Consider the following 13,402-nt stretch of genomic DNA (forward strand, 5'->3'; position numbering starts at 1 on the left):
CAAGGCGCGCTTTGCACTGGCAGATGATCGGCAAGCTCAGAAAGCTGAAGTGTATCTGCCATTTTAACCTACCGCGTATGGATCTTGTGCGATTTGTTTGAAGCGCAGCGGCAGAATTTCTCGATCAAATTGCGTGAGACCTTCTTCGACACCAGAAGCAATCATTTCGTGTATCTCCGTGTTCCCTTTTGCGCCCCTCACATCAACAATGATTGTGACGGGGCCGGATGATTGAGAGCTGGACGAAGAATTATCGCGAACGGTCGGCAATTGAGACAGTCGCAAATCGACCGGAATCCGCCTACCATCGGGCAAAGGAACCGCCGCTTCAGGGCCAGCCTCTCCGAAAACCGCAGGCTTGTCGCTGATGCCACCCTTCGCATAAAGGCCAATTCCACCGTTCATAGCGATTGATTTTTGACTGCCAAAGCCAAACAAACCGGCGACCATGCCGCCAAGCCCCAAACCGCCGCCACCACCACCGCCAAACAAACTGTTAAAGAAATCGGCATAAGCGCCTTTACCGGTCAGTGCAGATTTTACAATTTCGATGGCGAGTTTTTTGAATGCGTCTGCGGCATCTTCCGTACCGGCAATCACGTTACCGAGCGCGTCAACCGCGTCAGAGCCAAGTTGGTCCAGACCGTCGATAAAATCTTGCTGCGCTTTGTTAGAGCGTTCCTGCGCGGCCTTCTGCGCATCGATGACTGTGATCAATTCGGTGATGCGGTCTTTTTGCTCTTGCGTCGCTCCCGCGCCAAGCTTGCGAAGCTCATTCGAGAGTTTCTGCTGCTCATCCGTCAATCCGATGATGGAGAGTTCGTGTTCTAGCGACTGGATCAGTTCGTCCGCAGCTTTTTTCTGTCGCTCCGTTTCGGAAATAGCGGCTTTTCGACTGCCTTTATTTGATCCAGAATCGAGAATGACGGGCGGCAAGGTGAAGCTGTCATCCGGCTTGTCACGGATCTTTGTCCGGTCCTGGAATTCCTTGATCTGCTTTTCGATTTCAGCAAGTTCACTTTCAATCTGCTCTTTGGGCGGAAGAAGCGCACCTCGATAATCACCGGAGTTTTTAATTTGAAGAGCGCGTACTTTTTCACCGCGCTGCTTTTCGAGTGTTGAGACACTACGCTTGTCAACATCGTTAAAGAGGTCAAGAACGTATCGAACTTCACTGGCAACACTGACTACGGCCTGTTTTAAATTCACACCGACAGTGGTCACTACAGTGTTAAATGCTGCGTCAAGCTCGGCAGCCTGAGCTACAAGTTCATCCTCAATTACAATGCCGAGATCGTGCGCCTCATTAATTGCATGTCTAATGCCAGCTTCGCCCTGCGCAATCAGTTCAACAAAACGTTCGCCTGCACTGCCGCCAAATAGCTCGTCCATCACACGAATCTGGGCAGCTTTATTAAGATGCTGCACCCGCTTGATGATTTCAGCAAAGAGTTCGCATGGCTCTTTCAGACGTTCTGCAACATCTTTTGCATCAAACCCCAAACGCTGGAATGCCTCGGACGCGGATCCTTTGCCGGTTACGGCAAATTCATCAGCGCGCAAGCTTAATTCCTTCATGCCGTCAATCATCGCATCAACATCAATGCGATTTTTTTCCGCGACGTATTTCATCTCCTGAAAAGCTTTGATGGAGATGCCCGCCCGCCTTGCTTCACGATCAATAGAAGCGATATCGCTGATGACCTGTTGCGCACCTGCAAGACTGATGCCGATGCCAAGACCGGCAAGCGAGGTTTTGAGCAAGTTCATGCTGCGATCCATGCCCGCCGACAGGTTGGCAAATTCGCGTTTGGTATCTTGCGCTGTGTCTTTGGCGTCACCTCGAACACGGCGCATAGCATCGTGGAAACCACGAGCGTTCGCGCCGATAAAGGCCATGATATCGGCGCGTGTACTCATTGCGGCTTACTCCGAATGGATTTTGTAGGAGGATGGGAACGGGCAATCTCACGTGCCCGCTCTGGCGTAATGACATCGTCGAGTTTTCGACCTGTCCGCCCTTCAATGGCTGCCTGAACTTCGGGCCAAGTTGAACGCCAGAATGAACGTGGCTCCCAGCCAAGCTGACCCGTCGCAATGCGCTGCATATGACGTATGCGATCTGTTACACTGAAGGGCTTGGGGCGTTTCCCGCGTCGAGCTTTTCAAAGGCACGATCAAGGTCGGCAATAGGTTTTCTTCACCACGGCTTTTGCGGCCTTCCGCGATGTGACCAGTCAAAGCTTTGGTGATGGCATCACGGAAAGCTGGCTCATCGGCAGCGCTCAATTGCTGCATGGCCAGATGTGCTTGTTTGCGGGCTTCATCATCGCCATCGGGATGCGTGGTCAGCACCCTGATTGCAGCCATGACGGTTTTGGGGTGAAAACCAATGAGACGCTTGTAAAGCGTCTGCATATCATCGCAGTCTGCCAGCTGACACAATTGCGCCAAACGAGCAAACTCAACAACCATAACGATTTTGGTGTTACCGATCTGGCAGGAAGCCTCGCCACGTGCAGGATTAAAAATCGGGTCCATTATGTTGCCGCCACAAAGCCGATTTCGCCGGTTGCGGACATTCGTCCCTGCGCCTGCAACTCGCCGGTCTTGTCTCCAGAGAATGTCATCGAAACAAGAAAGTCAGCTTCAAAGGTTCCGACACCGGGGACGACAATCTGATATTGTGTCACGACTTGATTAACGGCATCGCCGGTCATGGCCTTCTGTGCTGCATTGCCGACAAAGGCACCATCAAGCTGCACAGCAATGCTCTGCATGCCATACATTAGAGAGCGTACCAATTTGCTGCCCGGAGCCGCACAGTCGGGCTTGGTGATGTCGATTTCTTCGTTGTTGATTTCCAAAGAGCGCGCTTCGGAAACACAGACCGAAACAAACTCCTGATCGGCGTTCATGAACCTCTTGATGACGAGTTCACGCCCCATGTACTGAGCCATGGCAAATACTCCTGAAATTTTGAATAGGATTCAGGCAACCCGGTCAGGGATGCCCGCGAAGGTGCGATAAGTCACCTCAAAGATGACGCGCCCCGAACCGAGGCTCTGCGCTGTCTGCGGATCGATGAACATCTCGGATGCAGTCGGCAGAATATCGATAACCAGCCCATCAAGGTGCGATGGCGGCAATGCCGTTTCAACGAGTGCAGCCAGATCATCAAATTCGCGCTGCGGATTGGAGCGGCCCTTGAACTGGATAATCACATTGACCATCAAGCGACGGTTGATGCGGGCCAGTTCCCGCCCGGTGACATCGTCATAAATGACGCCATCGGGTGTCGAGGTTTCGCCCGTATGAATGACCGCGAAAAATGGCATATCCTCTTCCTCAATGGCATTGGAGCGCATGAGGGAAACTTTACCAGCTTTATCCGCAACAACAGGGGTGAGATCGGCCTTGATCTTTTCAAGGATCTGATAGCGCAGATGCATGATCAGTAATCCCGTAAAAGAAAGCGCTTCATAGCGCGACCATCATCAACATGACTGACGATTTCGAACACATCACCGATGTTCTTGCCGTCATCGCTTTTGAGAATTTTTACGGAATCGCCCTGCCGCACAGCATCGATGCCGTCACCTTCAAGAGCAAGGGAATAGCGAATGCCTTCCGCAGCGACACCTTCAAGATCAATCAGATCAGTATCGCGAACCCGGCGAAAAATCCCCCGGAGCGGTTCACGCACCACGCCACCATTCGTCAGCTCAATATCGACGTTACCAAGGGAGGCGACAAACGCACCTCCCATACCGGCAAAAACGGCGGGCCGCGACATCAGCCCTGCGCGTCCTGATACGCGTTTTCAGCTACATTGAGCGCGGCTTCCGCTGCCTCGAAAGCTTTCAGCTCTTCATCGCCCGCAGTTTCGCTTTCCAATGCAGCTTTCGCAGCATCAAAGGTCTGCTGCGCCTGTTCGACTGCCTTTGCAAGTAGATCAAGCTGTGAAGCTGCCTGACTTGCCGCTGGCTGTGAGCGCGATGGTTTCACCGCTTCATTGATGGCCGCAACAACGCCAAACAATGCACCGATCCGGTTTGCTTCATCTTCGGGAAGTGGCACCGGTGTGCCGGGAGCAATATCCTTGCCCCCGACGATAAGCGTTGCGCCATAGGCCTGCGTAATGGTTTTCTTAGCCATGGGATTAAATCTCCGTTGAAGCTGTCCGATTAACGGACCATGGCGAAGAGCGAAGCATTCGCATCACCGGGAACCGGCAGCGGCGCACTCTGCGTCATAAGCATGGTTGCGGATGGATCATCGACTTCCCACATTTTTGGGAAGCGTGAGAGCGGCGCAAGGCGAGCCTTGGTGTCTTGAATAGCGCCGTGTGCCATAAAGCCTTGCAACTGCGAAGGCGAAATCACGCCAACGCCAAAGCTTGGCCAGACTTCGATATCGTTCCCGGCATCATCCTGAAACAGCTGCGTGTACTGCCAGTAATTGAACTGACCGACCGAGCCAAGATAGACCGCAACCATATCTTCGCTGCCAGCTGCTATGGGGCCCAGCTGCATGATGCCATCTGCCTGACGGCGGTTATCAAGCAGCTGGCGCATTTCCTCGTCTGTCTGATGCAACTCAGCGGCTTCCGCACCGAGAATGATTTCTGTTGCAGCGCCACCGGATGCCTTTGCAACACGCGTGCCCCAATCTCGAATGGAGGTGCGGACCTTGACACCATTTTCGCCCCAGCGGTTGGCACCAGTCAGTGCGACCGAGAGTTCAGGCTTACGAGCATAGTCAACGATCTGCGTTTCGTAATCTTCGCCACTGACGGTAATCTTGCCAAGCTTCAATGCTTCCGCTGCCATAATCTCTTCGCGACGGGTGATTTCATCATCCTGATCAAAGAGCGTGTCAGTGACAGTCTGAAGGTAACGCTCCTCTGCGCTCATCTCGCCACCGATGCGTTCACCCGGACGGCGGCGGAAACCTTCGCCTGGACGAATGGTATTTTTCGGCTTCACATAAGCTGGCTTGAAAGTCGTGGTCTGACGGCCACGAATGGCGCGCTCACGACCCGGAACCAGAGGCGAGACAAAAGGCGCGACGTTGCGGCGGCGCTTGAGCTTGTCGAAGGCGATTTCTTCCAAATCCGACTGAAAGCCATTTGGAAAGAATGTATCGCGAATCCATGCAGTTGGGCGGTCGCGGGATTCAATAACCGCAGCCAGCGCAACTGTGCTGAAAAGATGATTTTCCATTCAGGAGTTTCCTTGAAGTTTGCGTCCTAAAACGCATGTGATGGATGGCTGCGGTTAAGCGAGCTTGTGGACGAAGAGCGAAGCCGATGCTTCGCGGAATGCTTTTTCAACGCTATCGACGGTGTGCCCCTCACCCAGAATGAGTTTGGAGCCGTCAAAGCCGCCAGATGCATAAATGCGTGACTGCACAGGACCGGCAGTGGTATCGACATCAATTGCGAGAACAGCAGATGGAACTTCAGAGCCATCGGTGGCAGCGGAGAGTGACAAAATGAATGTCCCATCGGCATCACCCAGCACGGCACCACGTTTCAAAACCTGCCCCGCACCGATTGTAACTGTTCGTACAGCAACGGGATAATCACCTACGAGCAGATCGCCCGGCGTATATTCTTGGGTCTGCATTTGCAGCACTCCCTATGAGAAATTGAGAAGGATCAGACTTGCAGGCTTACGCCTTGCGTGCAGCTGCGCGGTTCTTGGCAAAGGCCACGAGCTTCGCATCCGCTGTCTTTGGCTGGGCTGCGCCGCCGCCATTGCCAAGAGCAGGAACACGGCCATTCATGCGCGATGATAACGACGGTGTTGAGGATGCAGCCGGGCCGGAAGCCTTCAGCGCTGCAATGGCATTTTTAGCGCTCATATTGGTGTTGAATGCCAGATGTGCAGCAAGCGACGGATTGCCATCAGCCTGTGCACTACCAAGAATCGAAGACATACGCTGTCGCTCTGCGCGGCGACCGCGTGCATATTCGCCTTCGTCTTTATCTTCGTCCGCGACCGGCTCGTCTTCGTCAGCTTCTGGCTTTGTATCTTCATCGCCTTCCGCTGACGGGTCTGCGTTTTCGTCATCCTCAGCTTCTTCTGGACGATCTTCTTCTTCGAGTTCCTCGGGTTTATCTTCCTCAAGGCGAGATTTCATGGAGCGGCCACCAACGGCAGCCCGGATAGCGCGTGTAAGCGACATCGGCACATTTCCTTATTTGATTGTGAGGGTATGGGTCAGGCGTTGCGCTTACGCGCCTATCGCTGCCAGAAATGCGTTGAAGGCATCTTTTGGCCGAGCAACCGCATCGACAATGCCTAGATCAACGGCTTTCTGGCCTCGAAATGTATCCGCCTCGGTTGCGAGAGCGGCATCAAGAGAAATGCGACCGCCGCGATAACGCGCGACGGTTTCAGCGAACAACACACGCATGGATTCTAAATCCTCAATTGCGGTGCTGTATTCTTCATCGGACATGGCTTCAAACATGCCGGGACGCGCTTTGCGCTCACCCGCTCGCAGGATCGTAACGCCCAGCCCCTGTTTTTTCGCCCATTCGGATGCATCAACATGCATCGAGATTACGCCAATCGAACCGGCATAGCCTGTGGCGGGGATAACAATCTGACGACAGGCCGAGGCGATCAGATAGGCGGCTGAACAGGCATGATCAGTCAGAATGGCAATGGTCGGCTTTTTCTGTGACAGGAGATACAAATCCTCTGCGCAGTTAAAACAGCCATCCACCTCACCGCCGAAACTATCAATCTCTAAGACCGCAGCCTTGATATCGTCGCGCTCATAACAATCCGCAATCTGGATATTCAGACCTTCGTAAGAGGTGACACCAGAGGATTTACCAACCCATGCGCCTTTGTTTACGAGAGAGCCTTCCGCCTCAATGACAGCAACCGGCCCCACCATTTTGGGACCGTTATATGTTTTCTCGCCGGTCCAGCCGTCGCGCAGTTCCCGCATATCCTGTGTGAGTACGCCCATCTCTGGCGAAGCACGGACATTCACCTCATTTCCGAGAACACGCGGACCAAAGGCCCTCGCGATGATGTTTGCTTTTCCCTCGTGCAGCATCAAAGGCGTATTGAAGAGGCGTGCCGCAACTTCCGGCATTGCATATGGCATCATTTCTGTTCTTCCTCATCGCCTTCGCCCGGCTTGTTTGAATCATTGACGAAACGCGACACGACGCCCGCACTTGCAGCTTCGCCCGGCGTGACACCATGCTTGCGTGCAAAGCGAAGTTCACGCGCACGCTGGATCGTATCTTCCTTCCAGTCGCGCCCCTGTTCCGCAGATTCCGATTCCTGTGTGGTCAGGCCTGTTGCAAGACGGATGGCGGCGGCTTTCGCTTCCTTTTCAGGATCAACCCAGCCACGACCACTACCAATCCATGCAGCGCGTACCCACCCAGAAGGAATGAGCGAAACTGGATTTCTCTGACGACAACCCGCGCCAGATTTCCAGCAACGCTGCACGTGCACTGGAATAGTTCACCTTCGACCAGTCCATCGTCAGCTGCTCATATGTCAGTCCAACACAGGATGCGATATTGCGAAGCCCGGCATTCACAAAGACTTCGAAAGCAGCATTCGGATGCTCAGACTTTGTAAAAACAACATCCTCACCGGGGTTCAAGAAATTGATCTGCGCACCCTTGAGCCTGATCGGGTCAACCGCATAGGCCGCTGCCTGCGCTGCGCCCAAGGCATTCACTGACTTTCCGATATCGGAAGCACCCAACGAATCCGCCAACTGGTCCATATCAAAAGGTGTTTTGATGAACGCAGCCATAACCGCATTGAGCGATGCTGCCTGCAATTCGTAATCGTTGTAATCCGACACCTGCTTCAGCTGCTGTAAGATCGGTGCCCAACGTGACGCACCGCGTGTCATTCCTGCGCGTGTTGCTTCAAAGGAATGAACCGCAAGCGGCCTGCCAAACTCATCTTCGCGTTCGACATAATCCCAGATGAACGTGTCTCGCACACGACCAAACACATCACCCGCATGCGCCTTTCGAACATGGTAGCCAATCGGTGCGCCATATGCGTCGAGTTCAACACCATCGCGCAGCGTCTCGGAGTCCATCTTTCCCATCGGGTTCGACAAGCGAGCCGGATCAATCACATGCACGCACGTGCCGTAACCGTTACCGCCCATGCGATAAGGCAGTACCGCGAATGCCTCGCCATCGGTGAAGCGATGACGCGCTGCCAGTCCAAGAATGCCAGACACCGACTTTGTGCGTTCTGCATCAAACCAGTTACGCGGATCAGTTGCCACATCTGACCAGAGCGCCTCGATTTGGTCGCCGATCTCATCAGCCTCATCTTCACTGAGATTGAGCGTCCGGGCATTTGGCTTTGATGACAGTCGCCAGCCAGAGCCGACCACGTTGTCAACGAGCCGCGTCACACCTGCCGAAGCCCAGCCACTATTACGAACCGCATCATTGATGCGGTCAACAACCACATCGCGATTAAGGCCAAGGGCCGATTGACCAGAATAAGTTCCGGGCCGCCAACCGGCCATTGATGAATGATCGTTACCAGCTGCACTATAAGCGGCACTCATTGCATAACGCCTGCGTGCCGCTGTGCGAACTTCCGCGGGCAACGGATTGCCGAAGCCATCCAGAATGACAGTTTCACTCATCCGAACACCACCCTTCGCGCCCGCGTCCGAGCTGGGGCGATACCAAGCTGCGCTTCAAGCTGCTTGATATAGCTGCGCAGCCTTCCCTCATCAGCCGTAGTGTAGGTGACGCTTTCGCCCTGATAACTCAGTTGCACTGTTGCAGCGCCTGTCAGCAATTTATGCAGTGCAGTCTGTGCCTCGGTGAGACGCTGCTGAATAATCTCACGACTGGACATGACTTCTCCTGTCAGCCTCGGCGGGACGCTCGCGCCCGCGCTTTGGCAATTGCTGCCGCTATAAGCGGATTATGTTCCTGAGGTTCGGGCTTTGGTGCAGACGGCGATTGTGATGCCGACTGAAACATCATTTCTTCAAGATCGAGCTGCGCAGGCGGCGGCTCGCTTGCAAGGCGCTCTGCAAGTGCATCCCATTCTTCCTCGGTCCAATAATTGATGCCGAGGCGAAGAGCGGCTGCTTGTGCCTGATTGATCATATCAAGCGCTTCGTTGCGCACACCGGAGGGCAGTTCCCATTCATAATAGGGGTGACCTGCACGGCTTTTGCGCTGCACGCGCCGCTCTGATGTTGCCTGCTGAAAGAAGTCATCTCCGAGACCCTTGGCAAACTCGATGTAGCCGGTCTGTTCGGGATCTTCCTTTTTATAGGAACGATATAGAGCGGCCTTCATCACAGAGGCATTGAAGTTAAAGAAACGGCGCTGATACCTAAGCGGCTTACCGCGCTTGTCCTTTTCTTTCTTCACCTGCGCAAGCATCGGAGCGGCTTCACGGTTATCACCGCGAACCATGATGACGTCTGTGATCGGGTGCTTGCGCGCCCATTCCCATACATCCTCAGTATAGGCGTTACCGTCGATGGCAGTCAGATCAGCGCGGCGTTTGTTGCCCCATGTATCGGGCCATTCACGCTGAACGAGCTTTGAAAGTGCATGTTGCACCTGCGGCTCTGAGATATGACCCGAGTGAGAAACATAGCCCGGCAGTGACCTGCCAGCCGTATCATCAAAAATCCCACGATCAATGACGACGCGATATCGATTTTTGCCATGGCCCAGAAGCTGCCATTCCACGCGGTCGCCCTGAACATCGATGCCGATGGTCAGGATTAATGCGCGTGGCGGGATGACGCCACGGATAACGCCTCCAAGTTCTGCCCGATCCCGCAGCAACTCCCAGCCAATCGCCTCGCCATCGGTTTCAAATGGCTGGCCAAGCCAGTCATTGAAAAACACCTGCTCGGCACCGGACTTCTTGCCTTTGTCATCAGGTCCGCCGCGCTGGACATTGAGATATGCACGAGCAAGTGCCTCCCAACTTTCAAGAGGCGAGTAAGCCACCCAAATATGAAACGAACGATGATAGCGTGCGCGTTCGGGATATTTCGCAACCCACTTGGCACCATTGGCCGAATCAACCATCCAAGCGCGATGATGCTCGCGGATTTCGCCACCGCATTTGGGGCAGAAGAAACCTGCTTTTTCTGGATGATCCACATCGATGTGATCGCGCATATTCTCCCATTCGAGAGCATGCAGATGACGACAATGCGGACAAGGAACATGATAGCGTTCTTGTGTCCCCTGTTCAAAATTGGTCGATATCCGACAGCCTGGAGCAATCAGCGGCGTTGAGATTTTGAGAATCTTCGCTGCAATAAAAGCCTTTGAGCGGCTTTCTGCCTGACTTTCCGGGTCCCCCGCCTCATTGTTTTGCCACTTCGACAGATCGTCCTGCACTTGTTTGCGTGGCGAAATCATTGAAAGGCCGGAAGGTGAATTTGCGCCCGCTGCCTGAATAGCCCCGCGACCGTCTGCGCGTTCCTTGTAGTGGATCGAATTGCTGCCATCCCTGCTTTTTTCAGGGAAGAGCGCAGCAAGTGAAGTCGTTTCGCGCAAGAGCGGCATCAGCTTTTGCTTAGACCAACGAGACGCGTTTTCCTCGGTCGGATGCACATACAGAAAATCGCAAGGGTCCATGTCCATGGTGCCGAGCGTGAAGATATTTGCCAGTACAGTACCACCGACCTGAGCCGACTTTGAAATCGTCACCATGCGGCATGCATCTTCCGGCGAGAGCGCCCGAAGGATTTCCGAGAAGAACGGAAACAGCGCCTCGTTATATGGCCCCGGAAATTGGGTTATACGGTCTGAAAAGACGATATTGCCTTTCGCCCATTTCAGATAATCAACAGGCGGCGGCGGTTCCGTTTGCTGCATCAACACCTGATAGGTCAACCGGCGCGGATTGCAGAGAAGCGTCATTCATCATCCTCATCCGTTTCAATATCATCATCAGACATATGGGCCGGTTCATTCTCAGCAGCTTCGCGAAAGCCTTGGGCTGCGCGAGCGCGCACATCACGAAAAGACCTCTGCAAGTGATGCAGGATATCGCGTTGCGGCACTTCAAATTGACCCGCCAGATATGTCGCCATATCAGCTAGTCCGCCCTCCATCACCCGATAAGCCATCGCAACAGCACGGGTGATCTCTGCTTTCGCATCGTCTGCGAAAATGTACCGGCCCTCTGCAAGTGCTTCCTCGCGGCGTGCTCGCGCGGTCTGCATTTTGGCCTGTTCAAGTTTTTCAAGTGCAATCTGGTCCGCAACCGCATCGGTGCGGGGAATTGTAACTGGCGGCGCTCCTGAAAGATCAAACTCCTGTTTCGATTCCTCTGACGGCGCAGCGCGTGTTGCGATCCCATTCAGTCCAAGCCGCTGAGCAACGTCCAGCCGACCATTGAGATGACGGCGCGCCTTATCGACAATGATACGGGCGCTGCGCCCTGTGCCATCCAAGGCATCCGGCCCGATCTGGCCTGAAGCAATATACTGAGACACACGGCCCGGCGTGACATTGATCAATCGGGCAAACTCGCCCTTCGTCATCGTGGGCAACGATTGCGTTGCTGTCATTTCTCAACCTCGGGATAAAGCAGCGGCGGCGCTTGATCCCGCGCTCGATGTTCCAACTTTAGTGTTTGAGTTTAGGAGTTTAGCCTTGAGTTTAGGCTTTGTTTTCCGGCTCAGACTGACCCGATGCAGCCGTGCGAAATACCCGCAGTCAGACCGGGCGAGGAAGGACCCGAAACATTTTGAGGCTCAGACCGGTTTCGGGTCGATCATCGCTTCATCCGCTTGCCGATCTCTTCCGCCATGAACTGCCCGAACCGTTTTTCGGCAACGCCCTTCACAACACCAAAGAAGTCGATCCGCTTTGCGTAAGGTCGCATGCGGACGAACAAGTAAACCGCCTTGATGCTGTTATCGCGTGGATCCCGCTGCCAAATTCCGGGGTGGAGGTGCGAATTGCGATCCGCAACAAAGAACCGGGCGAAACGATAATTCTTGTTCCGTTTTGTCGATGCCTCACTACGCTTGCGGTTATACCCCTCGGTTCTCGGCGTAACTCTCAGGTCAGCAAGGATGCGGACGATCAGGGCCACGCGCACATTGCCGTATTGATCAAGCGGCGTTTCTCTTGCAGGCACTGCATATTCACCAGCCTTGAGATAGCCAGCCGATTGTAGCTGACGTTCGAAAGATTTCAGATTGCGCTGTCCGCCAAAGAATTGAGGTGTCAGAAAGTTGGCAGGCGGCGTTGCGTTCTTCAATCCCCATGATCGCCCGGAAATCATAACCGTTGCTGATAGCCTGTCCTTGTTCGCTCGCTCATAGATAACGCCACGCTTTGCAAACGGTGTGACCCGATCAAGCTTCAGCTCCATCTCTTCCTGCACTTGAAGCCGACCAACAGCAGCAACGCGATTAAGTGCAGCAGCAGCAGCAGCTGGCATCACATCGCGTTCAAGCGAAGTCAGCATCTGATCAAAGCTGCTTGTGTCTAAGTTCAGGAAGGCGGCAGACGAACTACCGGGTGCGCTCGAAACATCAAGCTTCATTGTACCCCACCCTAAACATATGAAAAGAGCGCCTCGAAGAGGCTACCGTGCCTCCCCAAATATGCTGCCTACGCGTGCTGAAATGTGCAAAGATGTGCTGAGTGTAAAGGCATAGGCTTTGATGACAAAGTTCCATGTCCTCAGGTTTTTCCTCAGGATCTTACAACCAATACTGGGTTGAATTTATCTCAAAGCCACAACCATCGACGCATCCTACTGAATAGGATACTTACGGCTTTGTCGGCTCTACACGACAAAGACCATCAATGAGGTTGAGGAATGAGTGAAAAGAAGCTGTTTTTACATCTTAAGATTAAACAAGATGTACCCACCTACAGAGCCATCAGTGCCGTAATGACTGATGCTCTGCGTGTCACACTAGAAAACATGGCGAAGAACCATAAAGATCTCGAATGGCTGGACGAGCTTGAGAAAACCCTAATCTACAATGCCAAGAGTTTCATCACTGAAGGTGTTGCTATCGATGAGGAGGCTGAGAGCTTCGGGGTTGCTATTCAGGTGCTTCAGGGAGTTATAGGCGCTACGCGCGCCAGCCTCACTGACAAACAATAAGAATGCAGAATGGGCTCCATTGCTGGCGATTACTGTGGAGCCCGTTTTCACAACTGAGTTCTTCATACAGGTCAAACCTTGTCTAGAGCACTACCCATACTAAAAGAGCGCCTCAAAGGGCGCTCAATGTGATCGATAAATTTCAGACATAGCTCACGCTCTGGCCCTGAATCGGTGTCTCGTGATTGAGACTGTCAGGGCGGGGTCCGAGCGCGTCGCCTCAGGACTATGTCCCCACGTGCTACCGTGTATCGAGTTTCGCT

The 13,402-nt window shown here is 53.7% G+C and carries 17 protein-coding genes; 1 reads left to right on the top strand and 16 read right to left on the bottom strand.

Annotated features, from left to right (window positions below; translation table 11 throughout):
* Positions 1-63: 63 nt before the first annotated feature.
* The 16 genes from H5024_RS11250 to H5024_RS11325 form a co-directional block, all read right to left on the bottom strand.
* Positions 64-1,920, bottom strand: a complete 1,857-nt coding sequence (locus H5024_RS11250; protein WP_187546851.1) for a tail tape measure protein — start codon at positions 1,918-1,920, stop codon at positions 64-66.
* Between the two features lie 102 nt (positions 1,921-2,022).
* Complete coding sequence (locus H5024_RS11260; RefSeq protein WP_187546853.1) at positions 2,023-2,541, bottom strand: hypothetical protein; 519 nt, start codon at positions 2,539-2,541, stop codon at positions 2,023-2,025.
* Positions 2,541-2,960: a phage tail tube protein gene (locus H5024_RS11265; RefSeq protein WP_247875268.1), complete on the bottom strand. Its 420-nt coding sequence runs from the start codon at positions 2,958-2,960 to the stop codon at positions 2,541-2,543. The genes H5024_RS11260 and H5024_RS11265 overlap by 1 nt, the downstream gene beginning before the upstream one ends.
* A 30-nt stretch (positions 2,961-2,990) precedes the next feature.
* On the bottom strand, positions 2,991-3,452 hold the full coding sequence (locus H5024_RS11270) for a hypothetical protein (RefSeq protein WP_187546854.1): 462 nt from the start codon (positions 3,450-3,452) through the stop codon (positions 2,991-2,993).
* Positions 3,453-3,454: 2 nt separating this feature from the next.
* Positions 3,455-3,796 (bottom strand): hypothetical protein, encoded by a 342-nt coding sequence (locus H5024_RS11275; protein ID WP_187546856.1) that lies wholly within the window; start codon positions 3,794-3,796, stop codon positions 3,455-3,457.
* A complete protein-coding gene (locus tag H5024_RS11280; RefSeq protein WP_187546858.1) occupies positions 3,796-4,158 on the bottom strand; it encodes a hypothetical protein in 363 nt (120 codons plus the stop codon). Before H5024_RS11280 ends, H5024_RS11275 begins: the two co-directional genes overlap by 1 nt.
* Positions 4,159-4,187: 29 nt before the next feature.
* The gene (locus H5024_RS11285) at positions 4,188-5,225 is read right to left on the bottom strand and encodes a major capsid protein (protein ID WP_187546861.1); all 1,038 of its coding nucleotides are present in this window, start codon (positions 5,223-5,225) and stop codon (positions 4,188-4,190) included.
* Between the two features lie 54 nt (positions 5,226-5,279).
* A complete protein-coding gene (locus H5024_RS11290) occupies positions 5,280-5,630 on the bottom strand; it encodes a head decoration protein (RefSeq protein ID WP_187546863.1) in 351 nt (116 codons plus the stop codon).
* 46 nt (positions 5,631-5,676) lie between these two features.
* The gene (locus tag H5024_RS11295; protein WP_187546865.1) at positions 5,677-6,192 is read right to left on the bottom strand and encodes a hypothetical protein; all 516 of its coding nucleotides are present in this window, start codon (positions 6,190-6,192) and stop codon (positions 5,677-5,679) included.
* A 48-nt stretch (positions 6,193-6,240) separates the two neighbouring features.
* Positions 6,241-7,134, bottom strand: coding sequence for a S49 family peptidase (locus tag H5024_RS11300; RefSeq protein ID WP_187546867.1), 894 nt, complete (start codon positions 7,132-7,134; stop codon positions 6,241-6,243).
* On the bottom strand, positions 7,131-7,490 hold the full coding sequence (locus H5024_RS21250) for a hypothetical protein (protein WP_247875269.1): 360 nt from the start codon (positions 7,488-7,490) through the stop codon (positions 7,131-7,133). Before H5024_RS21250 ends, H5024_RS11300 begins: the two co-directional genes overlap by 4 nt.
* Positions 7,390-8,664, bottom strand: a complete 1,275-nt coding sequence (locus tag H5024_RS11305; RefSeq protein WP_247875270.1) for a phage portal protein — start codon at positions 8,662-8,664, stop codon at positions 7,390-7,392. The genes H5024_RS21250 and H5024_RS11305 overlap by 101 nt, the downstream gene beginning before the upstream one ends.
* Positions 8,661-8,882, bottom strand: a complete 222-nt coding sequence (gene gpW / locus H5024_RS11310) for a gpW family head-tail joining protein (protein WP_187546869.1) — start codon at positions 8,880-8,882, stop codon at positions 8,661-8,663. The genes H5024_RS11305 and gpW overlap by 4 nt, the downstream gene beginning before the upstream one ends.
* A gap of 11 nt (positions 8,883-8,893) precedes the next feature.
* Positions 8,894-10,927 carry a terminase gpA endonuclease subunit gene (locus H5024_RS11315; RefSeq protein WP_187546871.1) on the bottom strand — a complete coding sequence of 678 codons (2,034 nt, stop codon included), beginning with the start codon at positions 10,925-10,927 and terminating at the stop codon, positions 8,894-8,896.
* Complete coding sequence (locus H5024_RS11320; RefSeq protein WP_187546873.1) at positions 10,924-11,580, bottom strand: hypothetical protein; 657 nt, start codon at positions 11,578-11,580, stop codon at positions 10,924-10,926. The genes H5024_RS11315 and H5024_RS11320 overlap by 4 nt, the downstream gene beginning before the upstream one ends.
* Positions 11,581-11,786: 206 nt before the next feature.
* Complete coding sequence (locus H5024_RS11325) at positions 11,787-12,566, bottom strand: hypothetical protein (RefSeq protein ID WP_187546875.1); 780 nt, start codon at positions 12,564-12,566, stop codon at positions 11,787-11,789.
* Between the two features lie 279 nt (positions 12,567-12,845).
* Here H5024_RS11325 and H5024_RS11330 point away from each other — a divergent pair, with 279 nt between their 5' ends.
* The gene (locus tag H5024_RS11330; RefSeq protein ID WP_187546878.1) at positions 12,846-13,139 is read left to right on the top strand and encodes a hypothetical protein; all 294 of its coding nucleotides are present in this window, start codon (positions 12,846-12,848) and stop codon (positions 13,137-13,139) included.
* Positions 13,140-13,402: the final 263 nt, after the last annotated feature.

This window comes from Ochrobactrum sp. Marseille-Q0166, assembly GCF_014397025.1.
In the GTDB taxonomy this organism is placed as follows: Bacteria; Pseudomonadota; Alphaproteobacteria; order Rhizobiales; family Rhizobiaceae; genus Brucella.

Excerpts from the sequence above, each read along its gene's own strand:
- H5024_RS11325 (WP_187546875.1), bottom strand. The coding sequence starts at position 12,566 with ATGAAGCTTGATGTTTCGAGCGCACCCGGTAGTTCGTCTGCCGCCTTC.
- H5024_RS11260 (WP_187546853.1), bottom strand. The coding sequence starts at position 2,541 with ATGGACCCGATTTTTAATCCTGCACGTGGCGAGGCTTCCTGCCAGATC.
- H5024_RS11300 (WP_187546867.1), bottom strand. The coding sequence starts at position 7,134 with ATGATGCCATATGCAATGCCGGAAGTTGCGGCACGCCTCTTCAATACG.
- H5024_RS11275 (WP_187546856.1), bottom strand. The coding sequence starts at position 3,796 with ATGTCGCGGCCCGCCGTTTTTGCCGGTATGGGAGGTGCGTTTGTCGCC.
- H5024_RS11290 (WP_187546863.1), bottom strand. The coding sequence starts at position 5,630 with ATGCAGACCCAAGAATATACGCCGGGCGATCTGCTCGTAGGTGATTAT.
- H5024_RS11265 (WP_247875268.1), bottom strand. The coding sequence starts at position 2,960 with ATGGCTCAGTACATGGGGCGTGAACTCGTCATCAAGAGGTTCATGAAC.
- H5024_RS11320 (WP_187546873.1), bottom strand. The coding sequence starts at position 11,580 with ATGACAGCAACGCAATCGTTGCCCACGATGACGAAGGGCGAGTTTGCC.
- H5024_RS11280 (WP_187546858.1), bottom strand. The coding sequence starts at position 4,158 with ATGGCTAAGAAAACCATTACGCAGGCCTATGGCGCAACGCTTATCGTC.
- H5024_RS11285 (WP_187546861.1), bottom strand. The coding sequence starts at position 5,225 with ATGGAAAATCATCTTTTCAGCACAGTTGCGCTGGCTGCGGTTATTGAA.
- H5024_RS11315 (WP_187546871.1), bottom strand. The coding sequence starts at position 10,927 with ATGACGCTTCTCTGCAATCCGCGCCGGTTGACCTATCAGGTGTTGATG.
- H5024_RS11305 (WP_247875270.1), bottom strand. The coding sequence starts at position 8,664 with ATGAGTGAAACTGTCATTCTGGATGGCTTCGGCAATCCGTTGCCCGCG.
- H5024_RS11270 (WP_187546854.1), bottom strand. The coding sequence starts at position 3,452 with ATGCATCTGCGCTATCAGATCCTTGAAAAGATCAAGGCCGATCTCACC.
- H5024_RS11295 (WP_187546865.1), bottom strand. The coding sequence starts at position 6,192 with ATGTCGCTTACACGCGCTATCCGGGCTGCCGTTGGTGGCCGCTCCATG.
- gpW (WP_187546869.1), bottom strand. The coding sequence starts at position 8,882 with ATGTCCAGTCGTGAGATTATTCAGCAGCGTCTCACCGAGGCACAGACT.
- H5024_RS11330 (WP_187546878.1), top strand. The coding sequence starts at position 12,846 with ATGAGTGAAAAGAAGCTGTTTTTACATCTTAAGATTAAACAAGATGTA.
- H5024_RS11250 (WP_187546851.1), bottom strand. The coding sequence starts at position 1,920 with ATGAGTACACGCGCCGATATCATGGCCTTTATCGGCGCGAACGCTCGT.